25 protein-coding genes are annotated in these 24,338 nt (G+C 66.0%); 17 read left to right on the top strand and 8 right to left on the bottom strand.

Translation table 11 applies throughout. The annotated features are described in order from the left end of the window. Nucleotides 1-13 precede the first annotated feature (13 nt). On the top strand, nt 14-1,219 hold the full coding sequence (locus BH95_RS22925; protein ID WP_037185437.1) for a citrate synthase: 1,206 nt from the start codon (nt 14-16) through the stop codon (nt 1,217-1,219). Nucleotides 1,220-1,299: 80 nt separating this feature from the next. Then, on the top strand, nt 1,300-1,455 hold the full coding sequence (locus tag BH95_RS29140) for a hypothetical protein (protein WP_167336912.1): 156 nt from the start codon (nt 1,300-1,302) through the stop codon (nt 1,453-1,455). A gap of 13 nt (nt 1,456-1,468) precedes the next feature. On the opposite strand, the gene BH95_RS22920 is transcribed toward BH95_RS29140, so the two are convergent. From BH95_RS22920 to BH95_RS22910, 3 genes are all read right to left on the bottom strand, one after another. After that, nucleotides 1,469-1,891: a hypothetical protein gene (locus BH95_RS22920; RefSeq protein WP_037184299.1), complete on the bottom strand. Its 423-nt coding sequence runs from the start codon at nt 1,889-1,891 to the stop codon at nt 1,469-1,471. A gap of 37 nt (nt 1,892-1,928) precedes the next feature. Beyond that, nucleotides 1,929-3,335 carry a carotenoid oxygenase family protein gene (locus BH95_RS22915; protein ID WP_033188942.1) on the bottom strand — a complete coding sequence of 469 codons (1,407 nt, stop codon included), beginning with the start codon at nt 3,333-3,335 and terminating at the stop codon, nt 1,929-1,931. 92 nt (nt 3,336-3,427) lie between these two features. Beyond that, nucleotides 3,428-6,115, bottom strand: coding sequence for an ATP-binding protein (locus BH95_RS22910; RefSeq protein ID WP_037184296.1), 2,688 nt, complete (start codon nt 6,113-6,115; stop codon nt 3,428-3,430). 178 nt (nt 6,116-6,293) lie between these two features. On the opposite strand from BH95_RS22910, the gene BH95_RS22905 reads away from it, so the two are divergent. Next, the gene (locus BH95_RS22905) at nt 6,294-6,926 is read left to right on the top strand and encodes a hypothetical protein (protein ID WP_037184293.1); all 633 of its coding nucleotides are present in this window, start codon (nt 6,294-6,296) and stop codon (nt 6,924-6,926) included. A gap of 90 nt (nt 6,927-7,016) precedes the next feature. Here the strand turns inward: BH95_RS22905 and BH95_RS22900 are convergent, their stop codons facing one another. Further along, nucleotides 7,017-7,481 carry an SRPBCC domain-containing protein gene (locus tag BH95_RS22900; RefSeq protein WP_020110572.1) on the bottom strand — a complete coding sequence of 155 codons (465 nt, stop codon included), beginning with the start codon at nt 7,479-7,481 and terminating at the stop codon, nt 7,017-7,019. 112 nt (nt 7,482-7,593) lie between these two features. On the opposite strand from BH95_RS22900, the gene BH95_RS22895 reads away from it, so the two are divergent. The 3 genes from BH95_RS22895 (at nt 7,594) to BH95_RS22885 (ending at nt 10,578) form a co-directional block, all read left to right on the top strand. Beyond that, nucleotides 7,594-8,613 carry an ABC transporter substrate-binding protein gene (locus BH95_RS22895; protein ID WP_037184290.1) on the top strand — a complete coding sequence of 340 codons (1,020 nt, stop codon included), beginning with the start codon at nt 7,594-7,596 and terminating at the stop codon, nt 8,611-8,613. Between the two features lie 87 nt (nt 8,614-8,700). Further along, nucleotides 8,701-9,963, top strand: a complete 1,263-nt coding sequence (locus tag BH95_RS22890) for a hypothetical protein (protein ID WP_244165097.1) — start codon at nt 8,701-8,703, stop codon at nt 9,961-9,963. 30 nt (nt 9,964-9,993) lie between these two features. Further along, on the top strand, nt 9,994-10,578 hold the full coding sequence (locus BH95_RS22885; protein WP_244165096.1) for a hypothetical protein: 585 nt from the start codon (nt 9,994-9,996) through the stop codon (nt 10,576-10,578). Here BH95_RS22885 and BH95_RS22880 read toward each other — a convergent pair. After that, on the bottom strand, nt 10,562-11,230 hold the full coding sequence (locus tag BH95_RS22880; RefSeq protein ID WP_244165095.1) for a glycoside hydrolase family 25 protein: 669 nt from the start codon (nt 11,228-11,230) through the stop codon (nt 10,562-10,564). The genes BH95_RS22885 and BH95_RS22880 overlap by 17 nt on opposite strands. A gap of 106 nt (nt 11,231-11,336) precedes the next feature. On the opposite strand from BH95_RS22880, the gene BH95_RS22875 reads away from it, so the two are divergent. The 3 genes from BH95_RS22875 (at nt 11,337) to BH95_RS22865 (ending at nt 13,826) form a co-directional block, all read left to right on the top strand. Then, nucleotides 11,337-12,320, top strand: coding sequence for an ABC transporter substrate-binding protein (locus BH95_RS22875; RefSeq protein ID WP_037184282.1), 984 nt, complete (start codon nt 11,337-11,339; stop codon nt 12,318-12,320). Nucleotides 12,321-12,359: 39 nt separating this feature from the next. Beyond that, on the top strand, nt 12,360-13,133 hold the full coding sequence (locus BH95_RS22870; RefSeq protein WP_020110566.1) for a hypothetical protein: 774 nt from the start codon (nt 12,360-12,362) through the stop codon (nt 13,131-13,133). A gap of 141 nt (nt 13,134-13,274) precedes the next feature. Then, on the top strand, nt 13,275-13,826 hold the full coding sequence (locus tag BH95_RS22865) for a hypothetical protein (RefSeq protein ID WP_037184279.1): 552 nt from the start codon (nt 13,275-13,277) through the stop codon (nt 13,824-13,826). Nucleotides 13,827-13,918: 92 nt separating this feature from the next. Here the strand turns inward: BH95_RS22865 and BH95_RS22860 are convergent, their stop codons facing one another. After that, complete coding sequence (locus BH95_RS22860) at nt 13,919-14,320, bottom strand: DUF6226 family protein (RefSeq protein ID WP_037184276.1); 402 nt, start codon at nt 14,318-14,320, stop codon at nt 13,919-13,921. A 20-nt stretch (nt 14,321-14,340) separates the two neighbouring features. On the opposite strand from BH95_RS22860, the gene BH95_RS22855 reads away from it, so the two are divergent. Beyond that, the gene (locus BH95_RS22855; protein WP_037184273.1) at nt 14,341-14,646 is read left to right on the top strand and encodes a hypothetical protein; all 306 of its coding nucleotides are present in this window, start codon (nt 14,341-14,343) and stop codon (nt 14,644-14,646) included. A 79-nt stretch (nt 14,647-14,725) separates the two neighbouring features. Here the strand turns inward: BH95_RS22855 and BH95_RS22850 are convergent, their stop codons facing one another. After that, entirely contained in the window at nt 14,726-15,991 is a 1,266-nt protein-coding gene (locus tag BH95_RS22850; RefSeq protein ID WP_230594000.1) for an MDR family MFS transporter, read from the bottom strand. Between the two features lie 138 nt (nt 15,992-16,129). On the opposite strand from BH95_RS22850, the gene BH95_RS22845 reads away from it, so the two are divergent. From BH95_RS22845 to BH95_RS22825, 5 genes are all read left to right on the top strand, one after another. Continuing rightward, on the top strand, nt 16,130-17,191 hold the full coding sequence (locus BH95_RS22845; RefSeq protein WP_037184270.1) for an ABC transporter substrate-binding protein: 1,062 nt from the start codon (nt 16,130-16,132) through the stop codon (nt 17,189-17,191). 86 nt (nt 17,192-17,277) lie between these two features. After that, the gene (locus BH95_RS22840) at nt 17,278-18,243 is read left to right on the top strand and encodes a FecCD family ABC transporter permease (protein ID WP_019665683.1); all 966 of its coding nucleotides are present in this window, start codon (nt 17,278-17,280) and stop codon (nt 18,241-18,243) included. Continuing rightward, nucleotides 18,240-19,004, top strand: a complete 765-nt coding sequence (locus BH95_RS22835; RefSeq protein WP_037184267.1) for an ABC transporter ATP-binding protein — start codon at nt 18,240-18,242, stop codon at nt 19,002-19,004. Before BH95_RS22840 ends, BH95_RS22835 begins: the two co-directional genes overlap by 4 nt. 49 nt (nt 19,005-19,053) lie before the next feature. After that, entirely contained in the window at nt 19,054-20,025 is a 972-nt protein-coding gene (locus BH95_RS22830) for an arsenic resistance protein (protein WP_020110558.1), read from the top strand. Next, nucleotides 20,018-21,445: an FAD-dependent monooxygenase gene (locus BH95_RS22825; protein WP_037184265.1), complete on the top strand. Its 1,428-nt coding sequence runs from the start codon at nt 20,018-20,020 to the stop codon at nt 21,443-21,445. The genes BH95_RS22830 and BH95_RS22825 overlap by 8 nt, the downstream gene beginning before the upstream one ends. A 1-nt stretch (nt 21,446) precedes the next feature. Here the strand turns inward: BH95_RS22825 and BH95_RS22820 are convergent, their stop codons facing one another. Continuing rightward, nucleotides 21,447-22,049: a TetR/AcrR family transcriptional regulator gene (locus BH95_RS22820; RefSeq protein ID WP_037184262.1), complete on the bottom strand. Its 603-nt coding sequence runs from the start codon at nt 22,047-22,049 to the stop codon at nt 21,447-21,449. Between the two features lie 112 nt (nt 22,050-22,161). Here BH95_RS22820 and BH95_RS22815 point away from each other — a divergent pair, with 112 nt between their 5' ends. Both BH95_RS22815 and BH95_RS22810 read left to right on the top strand, forming a co-directional pair. Next, the gene (locus BH95_RS22815) at nt 22,162-22,800 is read left to right on the top strand and encodes a hypothetical protein (protein ID WP_037184260.1); all 639 of its coding nucleotides are present in this window, start codon (nt 22,162-22,164) and stop codon (nt 22,798-22,800) included. A 16-nt stretch (nt 22,801-22,816) separates the two neighbouring features. Then, nucleotides 22,817-24,310: an alpha/beta hydrolase gene (locus BH95_RS22810; protein ID WP_037184257.1), complete on the top strand. Its 1,494-nt coding sequence runs from the start codon at nt 22,817-22,819 to the stop codon at nt 24,308-24,310. Nucleotides 24,311-24,338 lie beyond the last annotated feature (28 nt).

Below are 24,338 nucleotides of genomic sequence, written 5' to 3'. Positions count from 1 at the left end.
CCGAGAGGCGAAAATGCCATCCCCCGACGGCCGAGACCTCCTCACCACCGCACAGGCCGCAGCCCGGTTGGGGGTCAAACCCGAAACCGTCTACGCCTACGTCAGCCGCGGGTTGCTGACCAGCAGTCGCCTCCCCGGCGTCAGGGGCAGCGTCTTCGACGTCGAGGAAGTCGAAGCACTCGCCGGTCGAGACACCGCTCGCCGCAACGACATCGGGACGGTGGAACGGATCAGAACTCGGATCACCCTGCTGGACGACGATCACCTGTACTACCGCGGCCGCAACGCCGTCGACCTGACCGCCTACTCGTTCGAGTCGGTAGCGCACTTCGTGTGGACAGGGCAAATGGACTCGGATCGCAGGTTTCACGTCGATCCCGTTGTGGCACAGAAGTGCCGAGATGCCGCCGCGTCACTGTCGCCGGAGTGCCGATTCATCGACCGTATCCGCCTCGCCGTCGACGTCGCCGCGACCCACCGTCCGATGCGTGTCGACATCAGCCCGAAATCGGTTATATCCGAGGCCGGCCAACTGTCGGCGACCGTCGCTGCCTCTCTCACCGAAGCTGCGCCCGACACCTCCGTCGCGGAGTCGATGTGGGCTGCAGTGCGATCGGAGGCATCCGACCCTCGCGGGCTGACCGTTCTACGAGCCGCCCTCGTGCTGATGCTCGACCACAGCCTGGCGGCGTCGACGCTCGCCGTTCGGGTCGCGGCCAGTACACGAGCCCACCTCTACTCGGTCGTCGCCGCGGGCCTGGGGTGCATCGACGGTCCACTGCACGGATCCGCGGCCGAGCCTGCCTATCGGTTCATTACGTCTGCGCGCGTCGACCCGATTTCCGCTCTGGCACAGCATCTTCGATCCGGCGAGCGAGTCCCCGGGTTCGGCCACGTGATCTACACCGACCGGGACCCTCGCGCCCAGGAATTGCTTCGGCTGCTCCGCGACCCGGCGAGCGGCGCGAACGCCGCCGTGATGGCAGCCGCGGACATCGTGATCGACGAGATGCGCGATCGGTTCGACACGTTCCCCAACTCCGATTTTGCGCTCGCCACGTTCACGTGCGCCTTCGGTCTCCGGCCCGATACCCCGGAGGCACTGTTCGCCTTCGCCCGTATCGCCGGGTGGACCGCGCACGCCCTCGAGGAGTACGACGAACCGCCCCTTCGCTTTCGAGTGCCCGGTATCTACACAGGCATCCGGCCGGGCACCTGAGCAGCTCCCTCGAGTCCTGTGTAGTTTCCGCCGAAACGGGCACACTCTCCTCGACCGCGCTTCGAACCCCAGGAGATCTCATGACGATGCCCAGCGACGCCGACGCCGCAGTGGAATCCCACGGCACCAACGACGGCCCCCGCGACCACCCGGCGGACGAGAACACTGCCGTGGGCGCACACGTCGACGACGAGAACGTGCCACACCCTCCGCGCGACGACGAGTCGACGGGCTAGCTCGACGGCCGAACTACGGAACGTAGAAGGTGGCGAACCCGGGGACCGTCGTGGCGTAAGAGGAAACGGCGACCAGAGCTACCTGCCCCGGCCCGGTCCGCAGTACCGCCTCGCGCGGTGCGCCGCCCAGACCGTCGGACATTCGGGCCGCACCTGACGCCCCGGTGGAGAGGTTCACCCAGCGCACGTCGGCGACCTGATAGCACCCAGGCCTGCCGTCGGCCGGGCTGGTGACCCTGGCGACCCCCGGTTGCTCGCCGAGTACCGCTACGCAGCGGACCTCGGGCGAATCGAAGCTGCCGTTGGTGTTTCCGTACGGCGCCGGGTCGATCTGGAACGGCACCGTGACCTCAGCGGACGCGACTGCCACCGGACCGAAAACCGCCCCGATCATTACCGCCCCACACACCGTCAGTCTCCGTACGAACGTCTTCATGGGTTCGATCCTCCACCCGATGACGGTACGGCGCGCCTTATTGGACCCAAATGCCGTGCAGTCCCGCGGGAACACGGATGGGCAGCTCGATCGTCGCCAGCGGCCCGTCCGCCGGGTTGTCGGCGTCCAGGATGTAGAAGCGGGATTTCAGATCCTCGGGATCGGTGCCGATCGCACCCCAGTAATCGTGCGTCTCACCCGGAATGTAGATCGGTTCGCCGATCGCCACTCCCGGAGACCACACCTCGTCGCGCCCGGAGTGCACGTCGTGGAAGAACAGTGATTCGAGGAATCCGTCGTCGACCTCGGATTTTCCGACGGTGGCGATGCGGCCGTGATCGAGCGTCAGCAACCTGTCGTCGACGCGAGGGAACTCGATTCCGAACCGGTCACTGATCTGCGTACGGCTCACCGCACCGGTGACGGGATTCAGCAGCGCCCGCGTCAACGCCGGGTTGTTGACGCCCGTCGGCTTCGTCAGACCACCGGGAAACAGGTGTTCGACGTAGTCGACGGTGACGGTGCCGTCGGGATTGTCGAAAGCGTTGGCGAAGTGCCACACCCAGAACGCATCCGTGTCGATCCACCGAATCGCGCCACCGTCCCGGGGGATCAGCGCGATGCGAGTTCCTCGGTCCGGCTGCCACGACAGCAGCGCTCCACCGGTCATTGCGGCGGCGAGGTCGAACGCCAACGGATTGACGAACAGCACCACGTACTTCTGCGTCAACGCCATGTCGTGAATCATGTAGGGCTTGTCGAGACCGTCGACGGGAGTCGGCGACAGCAACACCCTGCCGTCGGCGCCGACGATCGACCACGTCAGATACGGCGCCTCCAGCGAGTAGTTGAACAGGACCATCTCCCCGGTGTGCGGATCGATCTTGGGGTGCGCCGTGCTGCCGACCCGCATCGCGCCGTCGCAGTCCTCCTGCGCGAGCGTCGCGAGCTTCTCACGGTCCAGCAGGTACGGCCGGTCGCCTTCGGCCATCGCCAGGAGCTTGCCCGCGTGATCGACGATGTTGATGTCCGGCAGTTGACGCGTGGTGCCGGCGAGGGCATCGCCGACGACCGACGCCGGCGGCGTGTATCCGTCCATCACGCCGGACCAGATCGCTTCTCCGCGTTGCTCTTCGAGCTCGACCATCGGCGTCCGAACGAACCGATTGGTGTACGACGCTCGGCCGTCGGCGATGCCGACCCGGTGGACCATCCCGTCGCCGTCGAGGGGAAAGACGAACGATCCGATCGGGTCGAAACGCGGATTGGGTCCGTTCCGCAGGTAACTGCCCTTCAGGTCGGCCGGGATCTCGCCGACGACGTGCAGGTCGGCGACGTCCACCTCCTCGCGCTGCGGTGCGAACACACCGTTCAGGTGGGTGTGGTGGACGACGTCGACGGGCGCCGGCCGGTGCGGGTCGGTGGTGAGCGTGTCGTTCGTCATGAGGGGACTCCCGTTCGTCGGTGCGATGCTTCGATCCTGGTCTTCGGGACCGTGGAGGAACATCGGTCAGAGCACGTAGATATCCCTGCCAGTCACTCCCGGCGGCCGGCGACGAGGGCGGCGAGTTCCACTCGGGTACGCAGGCCCAGCTTGGCCAGCGCGTGCGAGACGTGCGTCTGCACGGTGCGCTGGGAGATGAACAGGCTCTGCGCGATCTCCGGGCCGCTTCGACCGCTCGCCACCATGTCCGCGATGGTCGTCTCGGTCCGGGTGAGGCTGTCCCACCCCGTCCGCGGACGCTCCCGGACGGTCCGCGGATCCAACCGCACTCCCAGCGGACGCAGGCGCATGGCGATTCGCGAGGACAACGCGGTGGCGCCCATGTTCTGGGTGATCAGCAGCGCCGTCCGTGCATGTTCACGCGCAGTCACCTTGTCTCCCGACGCCGCGAGCTCGCACGCTGCTTCCTCCCAGGCTGCGGCCTCGGCGATGACGTTGCCTTCCCGGCGAGCGCTCTCCGCGCTCCGAACGGCCTGCGCGACGACGGACTCCGAATCACCCGCGCACAGGGCCCGAGCGAGAGCGACCGGTCCGACGCTCGCGACGGGCAGTGGATCGGAGATCTCCGCGAGGGTGTCGACGATCTCCGCGGCGAACTCACCGTCGTCGGTCCGCCGAGCCAGACGAGCGCAGTCGACGGCGAACGACGGAAGCCACCCGTAGATCCCCAACTCCCTGGCGCCACCCCAATACCTGCGGGCTGCGGCCACCGCAGGCAACAACTTGCGGCCGGACTCGAGCAACGACACCCGCGTCATACCGCAGATCGGCAGTCCGAACTGATGCGGCTGTCCCGAGTTCTCGAACGCATCCAACCGCGCGAGAGCCGCCTCCACGTCGCCTCGGTACACGTCGATCTGAGCGCGGGTGCCCTCCGCGATCGACGTCCACCCCATGTCCGCCGAGCCCGCACGTTCCAACCCGGCGTCGATGTGCGCGGCCGCGTCGTCGAGACGGCCTCTCTTCATCGCGATGCCTCCGCGGGTGAAGTCCTGGTACGCCGTCATCCACGCGGCACCGCGGTCGGTCCGCAGCTGCTGAGCGCGGTCCATCAGCGCTTCCGCCGCGACGGGCCCGTGCGCGTACAGCTCGATGAACGGCGGCCACACGTCCGCCGACGTACTGAGCTGAAACCCTGCGCCCACCGCGCCTTCCTGCTGGGACGCTTCGAGCGCCAGGTTCAACCCACTGTCGACAGCACCGGAGAGAAACCGTCGCAGAGCCTCGGTGACCAACACGCTGACCGGTCCCTGGACGGCCCCCAGCTCCCCGCCTGGCACCGGAGTGACGCCCTCCAACAGCGAGACGTACCGCTGCGTGTCCAGCAGACCCGCGCGGGTGGCGTCGTCGACGGGCATCTGCAGTGTCGACGAGATCAACCCGAGCGCGTGCTGCGACTTTCCTTGCGCGATCGAGGTGAACAGCAGCGTCCGGTACAGCAACGGCACGACGGCGGGATCGGTCGCGTTCGACAGACCCTGCGTCGCAACCTCGGCCGACCGGGCGAGCTGGCCGCTGCGCGCCAGTGCCGTCGCCAGGTCCAGCTCGAACGACCCGGCGACGGTGGCCGTCGCAGTCCCCAACAGGTCGACGGCGACCGCAGGAACGTACTGCAATTCCTCCTGCGCCCGGCTCACCGCCGCACCGAGCACCGACTCGTCCCCGCCCGCCGCGAGCAGGTGATGCGCCACCATCTGTCGGTTGCCCGCGGCCTCGTGGTGACGCGCGACCTCCGTGTGCAGAATCGCCCGCAGCGGCGGCGCCAGACCGTCGTACGCCACATCGGCGTAGACGTCGTGCGTGAACATCAACTCCCCGCTCGGCGACGCGTCGACCATGCCCGCGTCGATCACCGTCTGCGCCGCCCCCACCATCACCGCCGCCGACGTGTCCCCCAGGTCGGCCAGCTCGGCCAGCGTGGCAGGCCCGCCCCACACCGCGAGCTTGCGGACGAGATCACGCGAGGAGGCATCGAGCAGCGAAAGCTGTTCCGCAATAGCCGATTGCAAGTTGCTGGACGCCGACGCGTCGAGCATGCTCGGCGCGGTTGCCCGGCCGTCCTTCACGACGACGGTGCCCTGCGCACGCAGCTCCGTCAGCATCGTCAACGCGTGCATCGGGTTACCACCCGACCGCGCCAGAAGCGTCGACAACGCGGCGTCCGGCCACGCACCGAGTACCTCGTGGGCCAGCACCTCGAGATCCGCGGCGTCCATCGCCGGCAGATTCCACTCACGGACCGTCGGGCGGGCCAGCATGCGAGTCAACAGCTCACGGGTGGGCAGGTGACGTCGCGCGACGAGCACCACCAACGGCAGATCCTTCGCCGCCGCGGCGAGGTGGGACAACACTTCCAGGCTGCCCGCGTCCGCGTTGTGCGCATCGTCGACGACCAGCAGCTGCGGCCGAACCGCGCACAGTGAATCGACCGCTGCATGGAGCTCGGTGTCGAACCCGGCCGGGGCAGTCGCCGGCACGGCGACGCCGATGAGAGCCGCGGCCACCGCATAGGGCTGACGCCAGGACAACTCGTCAGCCGTCGCCCACCGCGTTTCGATGCCCCGGCCGGACACGAGCCGACGCAGCGTGTGCGACTTTCCGCTGCCCGGTCCGGCCGTCACCACCAACGTCCGCGGACCGATGCCGTTCATCGCCAGGTCCAGCGCGGAGTCGATCTCGTCGACGATCGACCTGCGCGCCCCGGTGGACGGCAACTTCATGCATACGACGGTAGCGCCGAAGCAGCGCCGACCTGGGCGGAACGCGTCGATTCATGCATATCGGGTGAGTGGCAGCGAATCGTGCGTGCCTACACCGATGATCTGCCACGCCGATCGTTGGAAGCTGATCTCATCGTATTCCGCTAGTCCGACGCAGTGCTGTCGAAAGGCTCCCACCATGAACGGCAAAATGATGATCCTCGGCCTGGCGCCTTGGGCGCTCTTCGCCATCCTTACCGAGAGAATGGGTGCGAGCGCTGTCGGGATCGCCGCACTGCTGGCCTGCGTGAGTTCGCTGGCGCTGGCGTTCGTCGGCCGCAGCACGTCCGTGTCCAGGGGCAACGGCGGCATCAAGATCATCGACGCGGCCGGCGTCGTGACCTTCGGGATCATCGCGGTGCTCGGGTTCCTCGGCAACAGCAGCCTGAACGACGCCCTGGCCGATTTCGGTCGCGGCGGCGCGACGTTCGTGCTGGCCGCCGTCATGGCCGTGTCCGTCGTGACAGTGCCGTTCACCGAGCAGTACGCCCGCGACTCGGTGGACCCGCAGTACTGGGGCACCCCGCGATTTCACGAGAAGAACAAGTCCATCAGCGCGATGTGGGCGGGCGTCGTGTTCGCGATGGCCGTCTGCCACGTCATCGCCGGTGCACTGGCCTCGTCCACCGAGATGACCAACAACCACCCGGGCAATCTCCTGCTCAACTGGGTCGTTCCCATCGCGTTGATCGTCTGGGCGGTCAAGCGCACCGGCAGGATCGCCGGCGATCACTCCGCGACGCCGAACAGCGCGACGCCTCAGGCCACCTGAGCGGCGCACGACAATGCCGCGCCCACCGCCCGTGTCGATTCGAGGGCAGTGAGCGCGGCAGAGTCGGTAGCTACGTCAGGCTGACGGCGATCAGGTTGTCGCTTCCGCGTCCAGCAAGGACAGGGTGCTGTTCAACTGATCTTCCGTGACCAACGGGAACTTCACCTTCTCGAGAAGCTTCTTGTCCGTCACCTTCGACCAGTCGTACGTGTGGCGCACCAGCGTCTCGTTGGGACCCTGAGATTCCAACTCCCACAGCCACTCCCACCCGGGAGGCTCGGTGCCCGCAGGCGCGGTGGTCCATGCGAGCAGCTTGTCCTTGGCGTAGCCGGTGACGTGATTGTCGGTCTGGTACTCGCCGCCCATGTGATCGCCGGCCATGTTCATCGTGAACACCTCACCGACCTTCTGGATGCGATCCGCATGATCCACCCCGCGGATGAAGCCGGAAGCATCGATCTTCTGATGCCGCTCGGGATTGGAGAGCACATCGAACACCGCGTCGACGGGAGCTTCGATGGTGCGTTCTACGGTGACCTTCGTTGTGTCGCTCATACAACTACGGTGCCCGACGATGAGGCCGCCTAAACGTTCCCCGGCCGATCGACGGCGCTGAGTAAGCGAAGGCTAACCTGAAGGTCCGCATTGTTCGACGTACAGGATCCTCATGAAGCTTCACATCACCGCAGTCACCGTCGCTGCGATCGCATCCCTCGCACTGGCCGGGTGCAGCACCTCCGACACCGCGAACGACAACGCCGCGACACCCGCAGCCGAAGGTTCGTTCCCGGTCACCGTCGACCACATGTACGGCGAGACGACAGTCGATGCACTACCGGAACGCGTCGCGACCTGGGGATTCGGCACCACCGACGCCGTCCTCGCCCTCGGCGTCGTACCCGTCGCCATCCCGTCGGCCGAATACGGCGGAGGCGACGACCTGATGTACCCGTGGGTGTCCGACGCCATCGAGGACCTCGGCGGACAGACCCCGGTTCTGCTCGACAACTCCGCGTACGAACTCCCCGTCGAACAACTCCTGGCCACCGATCCGGATGTGCTGATGGCACCGCACTCCGGACTCACCCAAGCCGAATACGACGCAGTGACCGCAGCAGGCGTCCCCGTCATCGCGCCACCGGAAGAACTGTGGTCGACGCCGTGGCGTGACGTCATAACCACCACCGGGGACGTCCTGGGCCGCGCCGACGAAGCCCGCGAACTCGTCGCCGACCTCGATCGACAGGTCACCGACGCCGGCGATCAGCACCCCGAATTCGACGGTCGATCCATCGCCTACGTGTCCGAGGCAGCAGACGTCTACTACCTGCTCCTGCCGACGGATCCTCGCGTCGAACTGCTCGAGAATCTCGGATTCACCACGCCCGAATCGGTGACGTCCCTCTCGAACGGTGAATCGCCGTTCTCCACCACCGTCTCGGCGGAGAACATCTCGAAGATCGACGCGGACGTCGTGTTCACCCAGGTCGACACCGACCAGGCCTTGCAGGAGTTCCTGACCTCGGACGTGTCGCGACAGATTCCGGCCGTCGCGAAGGGCGCCGTCGCCGGATTCGTCGGCCAGGAGGCCGGTTCCGCGATCGGGCCGACGGCTCTGTCCATCCCCTTCTTCCTCCCGACCCTCGTCGACGGTCTGGCCAACGCAACGGAAGTAGCCGGTAGCTGACGCAGCCGCGGGTGTACGGTTACACGCACGGTGACCCGACGCCCGTGACGCTTCGCCGCACGGTCCCCCTAGTGCGTCGGGACTGACATGAGCAAGCCAGGAGTGGAGCCCGCCGAACGACCGAAGGCTCTGCGTATATTCGTCGCAGGCTGGGTCATCCAAGACGGGTCGTTCCCACGTGCATCGGTGGGCGACGTGGTCGACGTCGCCCTCGAGCATCACTCGGCGGGCCCCGTCCGCTCGGTGCTCGACGACAAACGCAGAGCCACAGCCCGTCCCGCCTTCGGAGCCTGTCCCCGAGGGCGGGACGGAGAACTCCGGTGGTTGCACCTCGTCCACGGCGACGGCTGGAGCGGGCAGTGGTGGGCGGATCGCCCCACGAACGGGTCGGTGATGCTCGACGGGATACTCAGCGCGGTCCTCGACGACCGGGCGATCGACCGACCCGCTCGGGTGCACGGCCGAATCGAGCGAATGCACCTCGTGCACAAGCAAGTCGAGAAAATCGACAACGGCTGGCGCGGAGTCGACGGAACCGAGCGCCTCGACGAGATCGACGCCGTCCCCACGGGTGATCCTTGGTGGGAGCGCGAGCCCATCGAGAACGGCCACGTGCAGACGACAGGAATCCTCGTCGAACTCGATCTCGATATGCTCTCACCACCAACGCCTTTCGCCGCGGGAGCCGTTTCAGCCGACGGCAGCGACGTCTGGGTCATGCATGCGTCGGACCCCGTCCTGTTGCGTGTCGAGGCAGCAGGCGCCGTTCCCGCGATCACCCGGTTTCTGTTGCCGCTCACCATCGAACCCACCGACGACCGCTGGACCCGACGCCTCCACGCCGTCCCCGGCGGGTGTTGGATCACCTCCGAACACGATGTCCACCGATGCACTGTCGTCGACGAGAACTCCGTGACCATCGACCGGTACGCAACCTCGGGCGCCTGGGCCTCGGCCATGGTCGACGGGTCCCTCTATCTGATCGACGCGTCCGGATCGCACATGACCGACGATCGTCGACACGGGGTGATCCGAACCTGGCCGAGCACGAAGGTCCAGGTCCTCGACGAGCACCACCGATGCACAGTCGATGTCGCAGAGCAGGATCGGCCCGACATGACGTTCTCCCGAGCAGATCGCGCCTACGGCCCGCACGGAATCGAATGGCAGGTACACGAAACCGACGAGTTGCTGAAGCTCGACTTCGAGGCGGGAACGACGACGCGGATCGACCTGAACCGAGGCGTGGCCGATGGGCAGGTACGAAGCATCACCCCCAGCGCCTGGGACGACCCCGCCAACGCGGCACTCATCGCCTCCATCACGGTGCCCCGGCCGAAACGCGCGTGAACTCGGCGCCGACGTGGCACAGTGTCGTGGATGACCGACAGGCCCAGGGGGGCGCCGTGGTGGGTTGGACTGACGATCGTGGTCGCGGTACTCGCCGCTCTCGTATGTCTGCTCGTGCTGTGGGCGTACGTACCGCCCGAACGTAACTACCTGTACTTCGCAATCGCGCAGGATGCCGCGCTCGCCGTGGCCGCGATGTGGCTGCTACTGGGCCTGATCGGGTGGGTGAAGTATCGGAGGCTACGGCTGACGGCAATCGCACCGGTGTTCGCACTGGTCACCGCCGTCCTCGTGGCGTTGTCCCTACCGTCGTCGTTCGCCTTCGCCGTGTCCGAGGGCGCGCTGACGGCGACCGCTGAGGAGTGCCCCGACGTCGACACCGCCGAACGACGGGTCGGCCTGTACCGCGTCTGGCACACGATGCCGGTCGATTCAGACGCGACAGGGCAGGGCGGCTGCATGCTGTACGTACGCGGCGGTGGCCGAGTCGACGGCGTGGGCCTGGCCTACCTCCCGCTGGGAATCCCGAACTCGTACACGCACGATGCCGGACGGCCGGACATCGAGTACTCCCACTACGACGGTGAGTGGTACCAGTTCACACAGGTGTTCTGAACAGCTCCGCCAGCGCCGCGTCGTCGCCCCGAAAAGCATTGGCGTCGATGAATTGACCGGCCACCGAGGCACTCTCGGAGAACTGCAGGATCTGCACGGGCTTGCCTCCCATGTCCGCCCAGCCACCGAACCTGCCGGCGCCGCGCGCCGGCGCCCAGTTGTCCCCGGGATACAACCGGGAGGCGAAGTCACGCCCGGAGACGTAATCGCTGTTCCAGACCCCTACCGGTAATCGGTCCAGAGGCGCACTGCCCATTCGCGTTTCCCAGAACCAGCGCGGAAGATACACCGGAAGGAACTGCTGGAACCCCACCGCGCGGTAGGCGTCGAACCGCCGGAGAAGATCGTCCACCGACCCGCCGTTCGTTGTGTCCTCGTAATCCACTTGCAATGGAAAATCAACTCCACCAGCGTGATTGCGCAGTGTCTCCGCTTCGGAAGCCGGGTCGGTGTTCGTTCGACAGAACACGTACCCGCCCCACCGTCCGGGAAAATGCGTCGCCATCTCCGCAGCGGCCCGCGGCCAGAACGGATCGCGATACCCGGACCCCTCGGTGACTTTGTGCGTCGCGAACACGAACCCTTCGGCCTTGGCCGCGGCAAAATTGAAGTTGCCCTGATGATTGCTGACGTCGATACCGAACAGTGTCACACCGACCACGGTGCCACACACCTACGACACGGACCCTCGAGCTCACCCTCGCCCGAAGCTGAGTTAGGGTTCCCTGACCAAACAAGCGGAATCACGGATCGGGTGGATGAGTTCGATGAGAATCGGTGCAGCGATAGTCGGCGCGGTGCTGCTCGCAGGCGTCGTGACAGGATGTTCCAGCTCCGAAGGCGAGACGACCTCCACCGCCCCCACCGGCGAGTTCCCCGTGACGATCGAGCACGTCTTCGGGAGCACCGAAGTGCCGTCGACGCCGGAACGCATCGTCACCCTCGGGGTCTCCGACGCCGACGTCGTACTCGCCCTCGGCCAGGTTCCCGTCGGAAACAGTGGTTTCGCGTTCTACGAAACCGGGCTCGGCCCGTGGGCCCAGGAACAAGTCGGCGACGCCGAACTCACCCGCATCGAGTCGGATTCGGAACCCAACCTCGAGCAGATCGCCGAGCTCGCACCCGACCTGATTCTCGGCCTCAACGCCGGGTTCGACGAGGCGACCTACAACAAGCTCAGCGAGATCGCACCGACCGTCGCGCGGCCGGTTGGCACTGCGGCGTACGCGGTCCCTCGCGCCGCTGCGACCGAGACCATCGCCACCGCGATGGGCATGAAGGACGAGGGGGTGCGGCTCAACGAGGAGACCGACGCCCTACTCGCCGACACCGTAGCCGCGCATCCCGAGTTCGCAGGCAAGACCGGAGTCGCCGTCATGTCCTACAGCGGCGTGTACGCAGGCTTCCTCCCCGGTGACGGACGTGGCCAGTTCCTCACCTCACTCGGTTTCGCGACGCCGCAGCCCGTACTCGACGGCGACACCGGTGACACGTTCTACGTCGAATTCTCGGCCGAGAACACGAACATGCTCGACGCCGACGTCATGCTCGTTCTCGGACCCGACGAGAACTTCGACATCGTCGCCGAGAACCGTGCGTTCGCCAACACCACAGCCGGCCGCAACGATGCCATCGTTCCCGCCACCCTCGATCAGCGTGGCGCGATCACCTACAACTCGGTGCTGTCCATTCCCTACGCCATCGACACCCTGGTCCCCCGCATCGCGGACGCGCTTCGCTGAGTCCGGATTGACCGGTTCCACAACGGGGTAACACCCTGCATGCCGTCGCTACGACACCTGTCCCTCGCACCCCTCGCCGCCGTCGCCTGCGCACTCGCAGCCGCGGCACCGGCGTCGGCGCTCCCCGGTCCCGAGAACTTCGCCGACGTACCCGCTCGGACCTCGATCTCCTTCGAGCATTCGCCCAGCGGTCTGCGCGTGGGAACCGCCAACGAGAACGACGCCCGACCGGGCTTGTCCACGGTCAAGCTGTACCTGGCGGACTACGCACTACGCCACGGAGACGGGTCGGCCGGCGACCGCGATCTCGCGGCACGGATGATCCAATCCAGCGACGACGGCGCCGCGTCCGCACTGGACTCCAAGTACCCGAACGCGATCGACGCCACCGCCGCCGAATTCGGATTGCCGTCGACCTCCCGCGGAGGTTTCTGGGGTAGTTCCTACACCAGCACCGCGGATACCGTCCGCTTCCTGGAAGCGAAGAAAAGAACCGACCCGGCGAGCCCGATCCTGGGATGGATGAACTCGTCGAGCCCCGTCGCCACCGACGGCACCCAGCAGGACTGGGGCACAGGCGAGCTCGCCGACGTGACCGGAACCAAATGGGGCTGGGCCGACGACGCATCCAGCGTCGTCGCCTCCGCATCCATCGGTGACGGTTTCTCGGTCGCGGCCAACACTTACGGCTCGGCCGCAGCACAGACCGACGACGTCCTCGGCGCCCTCGGCGGCATCGACCTGTCCCCGGGAGTCGTAGCACCTCCCGCAGTACCCACCCTGGAGCAGTTCCTCGAAATGTTCGGGCCCTAGATCGAACCTCTCGACCGAAGTTCAGCCGCCTGCCACAGCGGGGGCCTGCACCGCACCGAAGCGGGTCGATCTACATGTGGACCCGAGGCCAACAGCGCCTATGGCCTTCGCGCGGAGTGGAATCAAGTAGGGTCGGCGACCATGCCTGCATCCGATCGGACCTGGTGGAACTGGGCGTCCGCCGTCACCACGGTGCTGGTAGCGCTCGGGTGTGGCCTCGTTCTGTGGGCCTTCACGCCTCCCAGTCCCAATGGCCTGTTCCTCGGTCTCGCGGTGGTCCCACTCGTGGTGTTCGCAGTGCTGTGGTCGGCCTTCGCCCTCATCGGCTGGTCCAAGTACCGGGCACGGGGGTGGAGTGTCGTCGCACCCGTACTCGTACTCCTCACCGTCGGCGCAGTGGCGTTGTCGCTGCCCCGGACCGTTGCATTCGCAATATCCGAGGACGCGCTGACGGAGACTGTCTCGCAATGCCGTTCCGCATCCGGGGGTCAACGAATCGGCGTCTACACCGTGGTGGCCGTCCGCCCACTGGGGACGGGGTGCCTTGTCTTCGTCGACAGCGGACTGGGCGATTCCATCGGCTTCGGCTACCTCCCCGACGGTCCCCCGGCGCCGGGGCGGCCACAGTACGACGAGGCCATCGAGTTCTACGACTTCGACGGAGACTGGTACCGATTCGAGCAGGACTTCTGACCGGTCACTTCGGAGACCACCGCTTCCATCGCCCATCCTCGGGCATCGCGACACGTAACTCGGGAATCGGGCCACGACCCGAATTGCGCCAATTACCGCCTTCCCACACGTGCTCCGACCATCGAATCGACAATGCGCTCGTAAAACTGCCCCGAGACGAGAGCGGAGAGGTACCTGTTCAGGTGGCCGATCAGATTCTCGACATCCTCTTCGCACGCATCGCACCCGCACGCGGGCAACGCGATTCGCTGTGATGCACCCACATCGAGAAGCACTCCGGGAAACGACGTGAAGGAGACGATCAACGGCGCCTGATCGTCCTGCGCTGGTACGAAGTGAACGGCCTCGACCACCTGCGAACCCGGGTCACCGGCCACACGAGTGACATCGACGTCGAACCGTGTCGCCACATCGTCCGCAAATTCTTTCGCTGCAGTCACCAGCGGCGCGAACCGCTCTGGATTGGTCACCCGTCCGTACGCCTCGTCCGACACGACTCGTTACGATACGCACCGTGCGTTCACTCGTGCTGCTGCTGAGCCTCACCGGTGCTGTTGTCGGTCTTCTCCCTGCGGTTCTCGAGTTCGTTCAGCAGGCATACTTCGCCTCCGAGGTCGAGTACAACGGTGTGTACGAACCGCTGCGGGGAGTGCAGATGAGCCACGCCTCCGAGACCTCGCAGGACATCTCGTTCCGGGTTCGATCGGGGCTGTTCCTGCGACGGGCCGTCTGGTTCGCCCCTCTGACAGGTGCGGCGCTCGGGGCTGTCGCAGGGATCATCGCGTACCGATTCGGATTCCGGCTTACCAGGGGTGCCTGACGCTCCAATTTGTTGCGTCATATGCCTGGATCTGCCCTTCAGCACCGAATAGTGGAGCAGGAGGCCCGGTCCCGAGCCCTCAAGGGAGGCTCCTCAGCACCAAGCGGATACCGAGGACGCTGGCGAGAGGGAAGACGGCGGCCACGAGCCACGGCGTGCTCGACCCCCACCCCGTCGATGGAGCCGCGTCGATGACTGCCCCGATGGCGACCGAGCCGATCAGAACGCCGATGCCTCCGAGGGATGCCATGAAGCCGTAGTACGCACCCAGCCTGCGCTCGCCGGCCAAGCGCGGCACGATGTCACGGGCCTGGGGCATGGCGATCATCTGCCCGAGTGCGAGCAGGGCGACGAAACCTGCCGCCGGGAGCAGGCCGACGAACCCGCTGAGCCCGAGGGGAGTCGTCAGTGCCACGACCACGAACGACAGTGCCATGACTGCCAATCCGGCCGGCAACGTGACCCGGGGTGATCGTGCGCCGACCATGCGGGTGATGCCCATCTGCGAGGACACCACGAACACCGCGGAGATCGCGAAGAACCACCCCAGCACTGCCTGCGATCCCCACGCCCGTTCGACCTCCAGGGGCAGCAGCAGATACAGCTGGTTGTATGCGACCAGTTGGCTGCTCATCGCGACCGCGAACAACACGAAAGTCTTGTTGCGCACCACGTCGTTCCACCCGGAGAGCCACGACTCGCCTCGGTGCTCGCCCGGTTCGTTCGGCAACCATCTCAGATGTGCTCCGATCACGCCGACGAAGATCACGGCAGCGACCGTGCAGGCAACGCGGAAGTCGACGACCAGCAGTACCGATCCGATCAGCGGGCCGGTGAACGAGCCGATCTGATTGCACACCGACAGCAGCGCGAAGGTCTCGACCCGGCTGGGCCCGTCGTCGCGCTCGCTTCTTCCCGCCTCGATGGCGATCGCGGACTCGACGGCAGGCGAGAACAATGCGGCTGCGAAGCCGATGGCCACCGTCGCCGCGACCACACCGGCCAGAGAACCTGCTACCGCCATGCCGAGGAATCCGAGCACCCGGATGCCGCATCCGACGAGGACGACCGGCTTGATACCCCATCGATCGGCGAGGGTGCCGCCGATGAAGAACAGTCCCTGCTGCGAGAACGTGCGGATGCCGAGGACCACACCGACCACCGCCGCACCGAGCCCCAGGTCGGACGTCAAGTGCACCGACAGGTACGGCAGCACCATGAAGAACCCGATGTTGAACGTCATCTGGGTCAGCACGAGAAGCCGGATCGTCGGGGTTGCCCGCGCCAACTCGGTGATGAACGACCAGCGCCATCTCGAATGTCGGCCGTCGACGCCCGCCGCCACGATCAATCCCCTCGCTCGCTCAGTAGTCCCACCACGATATGACTTCGAGGATCGGCATAGGTTAGCCTATCCGCGTTCGTCGCCTCGTACGTTCTGCGCGAGTGGATCGCGCAGACATGCCGTGTTCACTCACGCATTGTGCCGTCTCAGAAAGTGTTCATCGTGAGTGCATTGCTCAGGCGCGTCGGCGCCATGGCCGTCGTCGCTGGACTTCTCACCGCGTGCGGTGAGTCCGAGGCCGTGACCGATTCCGATGCCGTCGGCGGCAACGGCGACACGGCCTACCCACTCGTCCTCGACAACTGCGGCGAGTCCGTCACCGTCGACGCTCCCCCGCAGCGTGTGGTGTCGTTGGATCAGAATTCGACCGAGATCCTGTTGTCTCTCGGGCTGCAGGACCGCATGGTCGGCACCGCATCGTGGACCGACCCGGTGCGAGAGAACCTCGAAGCGGCGAACTCCGACGTGCCCCGTCTCGCCGACAACGCACCCACCTACGAGGTGGTGCTCGACGCCGACCCCGACTTCGTCACCGCGTCGTTCGGCCGTCACTTCAAGGAAGGCGGCGTCGCCGAGCGTGCCCGCTTCGCCGAGACCGGCGCCCAGACCTACCTGTCGCCGACGGACTGCGACAACGGCCTCAGCATCAACGGCGGCAACACCAGAACCAACCCGTTGAAAGTCGACGCGCTCTACCAGGAGATCACCGAGCTCGCCGAGATCTTCGACGTGCAGGACCGCGGCGCCGCCCTGGTCACCGAACTGCAGGACCGCATGACCGCCGCGACCGCCGAACTGGCCGAGACCGGTGAGACCATGGCGTTCTGGTTCGCCGACACCAAGAGTCCCTACGTCGCCGGCGGACTCGGCTCCGCCAACCTGATCGCGACGACGGTCGGCGCCACCAACGTCTACTCCGACCTGGACGACGACTGGCCGGCCGTCGGTTGGGAGACGATGGTCGACCGCAGCCCGTCCGTGCTCGTGCTCGGCGATCTGCTTCGTGCGCGCTTCCCCGGCGACCTCCTCGCCGACAAGATCGCGTTCCTGGAATCGGACCCGGTCACCAACACCATGCAGGCCGTACAGGACAAGCGCTACATCTCTCTCCACGGAGCCGAGATGAACCCGTCCATCAGGCTCGTCGACGGTGTCGAGAAAGTCGCCGCGGGCCTGCGTGAGATGGGCCCGCAATCCTGAACACCACAGTCCTGAACACCATTGCGCCCGCAGTACGTCGCGGGCTGGGTCTGCCCGCCGTTCTGGCGGGCGGCCTCGTCCTGCTCGTGGCATCGGTCGCCGTCGCGATGACGCTGGGGCCTGCGAGTGTGTCGCTGGTCAACGTCCGCGACGTCGTCACCAATCATCTGGGTCTGACCGACATACCGGTCAAGGTGTCCAAGAACGCGATCGTCTGGGAAGAACGACTGCCTCGCAGCCTCGTCGCCGCCGCATGCGGAAGCGGCCTGGGTATCTGCGGTGTCATCATGCAGTCGCTGCTGCGAAACCCGCTGGCGGACCCGTTCGTGCTCGGCATCAGCTCGGGAGCCTCGACAGGAGCCGTCGTCGTCGGCATCCTCGGAATCGGTGGTGCCGCACTGGGCCTGTCCGGTGGCGCGTTCGTCGGTGCCCTCGTCGCGTTCGGGCTCGTCCTTCTGCTCGCCCACCTGTCGGGCGGAAACAACGACCGGGTCATTCTCGCGGGTGTGGCCAGCACACAACTCTTCTCGGCGTTGACTTCGCTCGTGATCTTCGCGTTCGCCGACTCCGACGAGACCCGCGGAGTCATGTTCTGGCTGCTCGGATCACTCGAAGGCGTTCGCTGGGACGACGTGGTCCTGTGCGTCGCGGTGGTCGCCGTGGGCGTCGCCCTCTGCTTCTACTACGCCTTCGTCCTCGACGCCTTCAGCTTCGGCAACGAAGTGGCGTCATCCCTCGGCATCAACGTACGCGCGGCGCGTACCGCACTGCTCGTCGTCACCGCGCTCATCACCGCGACGCTCGTCAGCGTCGCAGGCGCCATCGGCTTCGTCGGCCTCGTACTGCCGCACGCCGCACGGTTTCTCATCGGATCACGACACAACCGGCTGATCCCCGTGACCGCGCTGATGGGCGCCGTGTTCATGGTCTGGGTCGACGCCGTCTCCCGTGTCGCCTTCGCGCCGACGCCTCTGCCCGTCGGCGTCGGCACGGCGCTGGTGGGAGTTCCTGCATTCATCGCCATCCTGGCCAGACGGAAGAAGTCCGCATGACACTCGCAGCGTCCGACGTGCGGTGGCAGCGCGGGGGTGCTCTCGTCGTCGACGGGGTGACTCTGACACCGGCGCCCGGCGATACCGTCGGACTGATCGGCCCCAACGGATCCGGCAAATCGTCACTGCTGCAACTGATGAACGGCGCCGTCAAGCCGACGTCCGGCGTCGTCACGCTCGACGACGCGGAACTGGCCGGCATGCGTCGACGCGACATCGCGAAAGCCGTTGCCGTGGTGAGTCAGCACGCCGACACGGATTTCGACATCACCGTCGCAGACGTCGTCCGGCTCGGCCGCATCCCGCACCGTGGCGCATTCGGCGGTAATGCGTCGGCGGACCAGAAGGCAGTCGACGCTGCGCTGAAACACACCGGGTTGACCGACAAGGCGCACCGGTTGTGGCACCAACTGTCCGGTGGCGAGCGACAGCGGGCGCAGATCGCGCGCGCCCTAGCCCAGGAACCGCGCGAGCTTCTGCTCGACGAACCGACCAATCACCTCGACATCCATCACCAGCTCGAACTACTGTCCCTCGTCTCCCGGCTGCCCATCACCAGCGTCGTTGCGTTGCACGATCTCAACCTCGCAGCGATGTTCTGCACCCACATGGTGGTGCTGTCGCAGGGCAGAGTGGTCGCTGCGGGCACCCCGGCTGCGGTACTGACCGAGGATCTGATCTGGGAGGTGTATCAGGTGCGAGCCCACGTGAGCACCCACGGGCCGAACGACACGGTGTTCATCCGTTTCGACTACCGATAGGCCCCGAGCCGAACCCCGGAACACGACGCGGCCCACTACTGTGACGAGTATGCACACCTGGCTCGAGAGGCACCAGATTCCCTTGTATCTGGCTGCTTTGACGGTCGGAGCCGTGGTGGGGTCGGCGTCACCGGAGTCGGCGCCGGTGTTCGAACACGCCATCAACCCGGTCCTGATCGTGCTGTTGTACGCGACGTTCCTCGCAGTCCCGTTCGCCTCGATCGGAAAGGCGCTGAAGGACACTCGGTTTCTCGCCGCCGCGGTGCTCTTGAACTTCGTGGCGGTGCCGATCGTGGTGTTCGCTCTGACGCGGCCCGTGTCCGGCAACGAGGCGGTTCTCGTCGGGATTCTGCTGGTGCTGCTGGCGCCCTGCATCGACTACGTCATCGTGTTCAGCGGACTGGCGGGAGCCGCGTCACAGCGTCTGCTTGCCGCGGCTCCGCTGTTGATGCTTCTTCAAATCGCTTTTCTGCCACTGTATCTGTGGATGTTCGTCGGCTCCGATGTGGTGTCCGCCATCGATGTGACGCCGTTCGCCGAGGCATTCTTCCTCCTCGTCGTCGTTCCTCTCGGATCGGCGGCTGTGACACAGGCGGTGGCGCGCCGGCACACGATCGGCCGGAGAATCATGGACGTCGCGGCGGCAGCGATGGTTCCGTTGATGATGGCCACCCTGCTAGTGGTGGTCGCGTCGCAGATCGATTCCGTTCGTGGCCGCGGAACGGAACTGGCCTCCGCGGTAGCCGTATTCATCGCGTTTCTCGTGGTCATGGCTTTCGTCGGTCTGGCCGCGGGACGGATCGCCCGTCAGGACGTACCGGCGACGCGTGCGCTGGTCTTCTCCGGCGCTACCCGTAACTCGCTCGTCGTGCTGCCGTTGGCGCTCGCTCTGCCGGATTCTCTGTCGGTAGCCGCGGTGGTCGTGGTGACGCAGACGTTGGTGGAGTTGGTCGGCATGGTGGCGTACGTTCGACTCGTCCCGCTACTCGTACCCTCCCGAAAGCGAGGTCGTCGTGTATGACGTGGTGATCGTCGGCAGCGGTCCGACGGGGTTGATGCTCGCCGCCGAACTGAAATCGGCCGGGGTGGACGCCCTTCTCCTGGATCGACGCTCGTCCCAGGACCTCGTGGGTTCCCGAGGCGGCGGAATACACTCCCGCACAATCGAACTACTCGATCAGCGAGGGATAGCCCAACGGTTTCTCGACGAGGGCACTACCGCACAGGTGGCGTCGTTCGCCGGCACGCGGCTGGACATCGGACAGCTACCCACCCGCCACCCGTACACCCTTGCGCTGTTCCAGAATCACATCGAGCGTTTACTGCTGGAACACGCCCTCGAACTCGGCGTGACCATCAGACGTACCAGCGAGGTCACCTCGGTCGACTGTTCAGCCGTCGACAACGCTGCAGTCGTTCTCGATTCAGGCGAGAGACTGGACGCGCAGTACGTCGTCGGCGCCGATGGCGGCCGGAGCGTCGTACGTCGGGAGTCCGGAATCGACTTCGTCGGACCCGACGCCACCCGCAGCAGCCTGATCGCCGACGTATCCGTCACCGAAGAACTTCCCACTGCCGGGAAAATCGACGAACGCGGTGTTCACGGCCTGCACGCCATGGGCGACGGCACGGTGAGAGTGGTACTGACCGAGAAGGAGCTACAACGAGGCACCGAGCCCTCGCTCGACGATCTCCGGCGCGGTCTCGTGGAGGTGTTCGGCACCGATTTCGGCGTTCACTCACCCACCTGGCTGTCCCGATTCACCGACGCCACGCGCCAGGCGGCGTCGTACCGGAAAGGTCGAATCCTGCTCGCCGGCGATGCCGCACACGTGCACTCGCCGACGGGAGGCCAGGGCATCGGTCTCGGACTGCAGGACGCCGTGAATCTCGGGTGGAAGCTGGCGCAGGTAGTGCGAGGCATCAGCAGCGACGCACTGCTGGACACCTACCATTCCGAACGGCACCCCGCCGGCGCACGAGCATTGAAATACACGATGGCGCAATCGCTCTTCCAGAAAGCCGACCCACGGCAAGAGGCAATGAAGGATCTGCTCGACGAGATAGTCGTCGGCGATGCGGGAAATCGTATGGCAGCGTTGATCTCCGGGCTCGACGTGACCTACGAGATGGGCGTCGGACATCCGCTTCTGGGGCGGCGCATGCCGGACCTGGACCTCGTCACCGATACCGGGCCGACCAGGGTGTTCGAATTGCTGCACTCTGCCGCGCCGGTACTGCTCGAATTCTCCGGGCCGTCGGTGAACGGAGTGCGCGCGCGATGCGACGGGCCATGGGAACTGCCCGTGATCGGCGAAATTCCGGCGCCGACAGCCGTACTCGTGCGGCCGGACGGTTACGTCGCCTGGGCGGGAGAGGGCACCGACGACGGATTGTCCGCCGCACTGACCACCTGGTTCGGGGGAACTCTCCCCGGCTGACTCACCCGCCGGAGGCGGGCGTCAGCACCGCGTCCACCGCGAAATACAGTGTGGCGGTTTCGGTGTGCAGAACCGAGTGGTCGATGGGCATCGCCCGATCCAGCGACAGGCCGGTGACGACGGTGTTGAGGAACGTTGCCTGCTGACCCAGGTCGCCGTCGGCGCGGGCTCCCTCCTTGTCCAGGACGCCCAGCCAGTGTTCGACCCTGCGCCTGCCCTCGTCGGTGATCGCCGCGTACGAGGCGCGAAGCCGGTCGGTGGGTTCGGGTTCCACGAACGATGCCATGAAGTTCAACCACGCCTCCCGTGCCTTGTCGCCGACGAGCGGGCTCAGAATCAGACGCAGGCACTGCACCAGACGGTCCCGCGCCGGCACCGTCTCGTCGTGAATGACCTGGTCGTCCGTCGTCACCACGTCGTAGATGGTCTCGAGAACAGCATCGCGCAGCGCGCGCTGCGTCGGGAAGTGGTGCCGCAGCGACCCCATGCTCACTCCGGCGCGCGCGGCCACCGAGCGCACGCTCAGCGTCGACGCCTGATCCTCGCCGATCATCTCGCACGCCGCGATGATGATCTTCGCTCGCGTATCGAGCACCTCTGCCATCGTGTCCCTCTTTCCACTTGACTAGCACGCCGTGCTAGCACAGTGTGCTAGTGTCGGCTCATCGCTTACGACAGTACAGCGTGCTAGTGCTTCTACCAGGAAAGGAAGAGCAGTGTTCGACGAATGGAAACAGCACAGGGCCACCCGCCGGGTGCGAGTGGGCGACGGACGCGCACTACAGCGATTTCGCTGGTGGCAACTGCCCGGCCGCGCGCTCTTCTACCTGAAGCGCGAGAACACGGAGTACGCGATCGACGTCAGGCACTGGCAGAACCAGAGCTCGGGAGACGTCAAGGCAGAGCTCTACCGGGACGGGCGCCACCTCGCAGAATCGAAACTACCTGCGGCGTTCACCGTCGACGGCGGCATCATCGACGTCGCGATGAGCGGCTTCGGCCTCAAACGCTGCCACTTCATCGCCGACGACGGTACCGAGCATCAGCTCGTGCCGGACCCCGCGTCGGCAGAGGGGCGTCGGGCGCGCCTCGACCGCCACCACCCGATCGCCAGCCGCGCCATCGGGGCGGTATCGGCAACGATGCTGATCGTCGGTGTCGTGCTGCTGCTTCTGCAGCTCGCTGACGCGTTGTCGAAGGCGCCGCCCATCGCCGATTCCCTCGGAGTCTTCACCTCACCCGTCAGCTTGCCGGTGTGGCTGAACATCACGCTCACCCTTGCCACCGCCGTCGCCAGCATCGAGCGAGGCCTTCGCCTGCGCTACCACTGGCTGCTCGACGCAGCGGCCAACTGAACCGAAAGGAAACACCATGAAAGTGATTCGCCCAGCATTGATCCTCGCGGTGTCCGGAACGGTGATCGCCGGTTGTTCGGCATCCTCCACCCCGGACACGGACGCGCACCCACCTCCCGCCTCGGCCGCATACGACTGGACCGCACACAACCAACCGATCACGTGGACTGCCTGCCCCGAAGACGTCGACAACACCGGATTGCAGTGCGCCACAGTGCCGGTACCTCTGGACTACGACGACCCGGACGGCGAACGAATCGACCTCACCATCTCCAAGCTCGCGTCGACGAACCCCGACGAGCGGCGCGGCTCGCTCATGCTCAATCCCGGCGGCCCCGGCGGCACCGGACTGGACCAACCCACGTTCCTCGTCGAACGCGGCATACCGCAGGAGACACTGGACACTTACGACCTCATCGGCATCGACACACGCGGAATCGGACACTCGTCGCCCATCAACTGCGGAATCACCGACGACATCCAGTACCGCGGAGCTGTTCCACCGTATGCCTACGACGACAGCGCATTCGACGAGCAGAACACCGTAGCCAGGCGCGTCGCGGAGAAGTGCGCCGAGGGCGACGACGGCCGCATGAAGCACGTGACGACGGCCAACATGGCACGCGACCTCGACAGCATCCGTCAAGCACTCGGAGACGAGAAGGGCAATTTTCTCGGGTACTCCTACGGATCCGCACTCGGAGGTGCGTACGCATCGTTGTTCCCGGACAAGACCGACCGAATAGTGTTGGACAGCAACATCGGTGACACACACCTCGACCGCGACGGTATGCGTAGTTACTCCGAAGGCATGGAGGACACCTTCCCCGATTTCGCGAAGTGGGCGGCGGGGCGCAACGAGCAGTACCGATTGGGCAGTACGCCGGAGGAAGTACGGCAGACGTACTTCACCATCGCCGACAAGCTGGATCGCGAACCGGTCGAGGGACTCGACGGCCGCAGCTTCCGGCTCGGAATGTTCGTGGCGCTGTACAACCCGGCTTCGTACGACGCGACGGCACAGACATGGAGGGCAGCGCTGGACACACTCCCCTCCGAGGGCCCACCCGTCGGACACGGAGCGTCCGCATTCGACAACACCTGGTCGGTCTTCCTGGCGGTCACCTGCAACGACGTCGAATGGCCCCGTGACCCGGAGGTCTACAAGCAGGCGATCGAAGAAGACCGCGAGAAGAACCCGCTGTTCGGCGCCGCAGCCGCGAACATCATGCCGTGTGCGTACTGGCAGCTCGAGCACACCGAACCACCCGTGCCCGTGGAGGCCGACGGCCCGACGAACATCCTCGTCGCACAGCACCGACGCGACCCGGTGACACCGCTCGCCAACGGCGAACGAATCAACGAGATGTTCGGCGACCGCTCGCGACTCCTCACCGCCGACGGAAGCGGTCACGGCGTCTACGCTCTCGGGCAGAACCAGTGCGCCCAGGACGTCATCACCGACTACCTGGTCGACGGAGTCATGCCGAACGACGACGTCAGCTGCTGACTCGGGCTACGAATCCCCACGCGCGGTT

It is taken from the genome of Rhodococcoides fascians A44A, from assembly GCF_000760735.1.
Lineage (GTDB): Bacteria > Actinomycetota > Actinomycetes > Mycobacteriales > Mycobacteriaceae > Rhodococcoides > Rhodococcoides fascians_E.
The sequence above is the reverse complement of the archived record's forward strand: the minus strand, read 5'-3'. Positions and strand labels throughout refer to the sequence as shown.

What these genes read in the sequence shown, in the direction of transcription:
- BH95_RS22895 (WP_037184290.1), top strand. Translation starts at nt 7,594, where the DNA reads ATGAAGCTTCACATCACCGCAGTCACCGTCGCTGCGATCGCATCCCTC.
- BH95_RS22885 (WP_244165096.1), top strand. Translation starts at nt 9,994, where the DNA reads ATGACCGACAGGCCCAGGGGGGCGCCGTGGTGGGTTGGACTGACGATC.
- BH95_RS22870 (WP_020110566.1), top strand. Translation starts at nt 12,360, where the DNA reads ATGCCGTCGCTACGACACCTGTCCCTCGCACCCCTCGCCGCCGTCGCC.
- BH95_RS22875 (WP_037184282.1), top strand. Translation starts at nt 11,337, where the DNA reads ATGAGTTCGATGAGAATCGGTGCAGCGATAGTCGGCGCGGTGCTGCTC.
- BH95_RS22915 (WP_033188942.1), bottom strand. Translation starts at nt 3,335, where the DNA reads ATGACGAACGACACGCTCACCACCGACCCGCACCGGCCGGCGCCCGTC.
- BH95_RS22810 (WP_037184257.1), top strand. Translation starts at nt 22,817, where the DNA reads ATGAAAGTGATTCGCCCAGCATTGATCCTCGCGGTGTCCGGAACGGTG.
- BH95_RS22865 (WP_037184279.1), top strand. Translation starts at nt 13,275, where the DNA reads ATGCCTGCATCCGATCGGACCTGGTGGAACTGGGCGTCCGCCGTCACC.
- BH95_RS22910 (WP_037184296.1), bottom strand. Translation starts at nt 6,115, where the DNA reads ATGAAGTTGCCGTCCACCGGGGCGCGCAGGTCGATCGTCGACGAGATC.
- BH95_RS22890 (WP_244165097.1), top strand. Translation starts at nt 8,701, where the DNA reads ATGAGCAAGCCAGGAGTGGAGCCCGCCGAACGACCGAAGGCTCTGCGT.
- BH95_RS22905 (WP_037184293.1), top strand. Translation starts at nt 6,294, where the DNA reads ATGAACGGCAAAATGATGATCCTCGGCCTGGCGCCTTGGGCGCTCTTC.
- BH95_RS22900 (WP_020110572.1), bottom strand. Translation starts at nt 7,481, where the DNA reads ATGAGCGACACAACGAAGGTCACCGTAGAACGCACCATCGAAGCTCCC.
- BH95_RS22925 (WP_037185437.1), top strand. Translation starts at nt 14, where the DNA reads ATGCCATCCCCCGACGGCCGAGACCTCCTCACCACCGCACAGGCCGCA.
- BH95_RS22820 (WP_037184262.1), bottom strand. Translation starts at nt 22,049, where the DNA reads ATGGCAGAGGTGCTCGATACGCGAGCGAAGATCATCATCGCGGCGTGC.
- BH95_RS29140 (WP_167336912.1), top strand. Translation starts at nt 1,300, where the DNA reads ATGACGATGCCCAGCGACGCCGACGCCGCAGTGGAATCCCACGGCACC.
- BH95_RS22835 (WP_037184267.1), top strand. Translation starts at nt 18,240, where the DNA reads ATGACACTCGCAGCGTCCGACGTGCGGTGGCAGCGCGGGGGTGCTCTC.
- BH95_RS22920 (WP_037184299.1), bottom strand. Translation starts at nt 1,891, where the DNA reads ATGAAGACGTTCGTACGGAGACTGACGGTGTGTGGGGCGGTAATGATC.
- BH95_RS22830 (WP_020110558.1), top strand. Translation starts at nt 19,054, where the DNA reads ATGCACACCTGGCTCGAGAGGCACCAGATTCCCTTGTATCTGGCTGCT.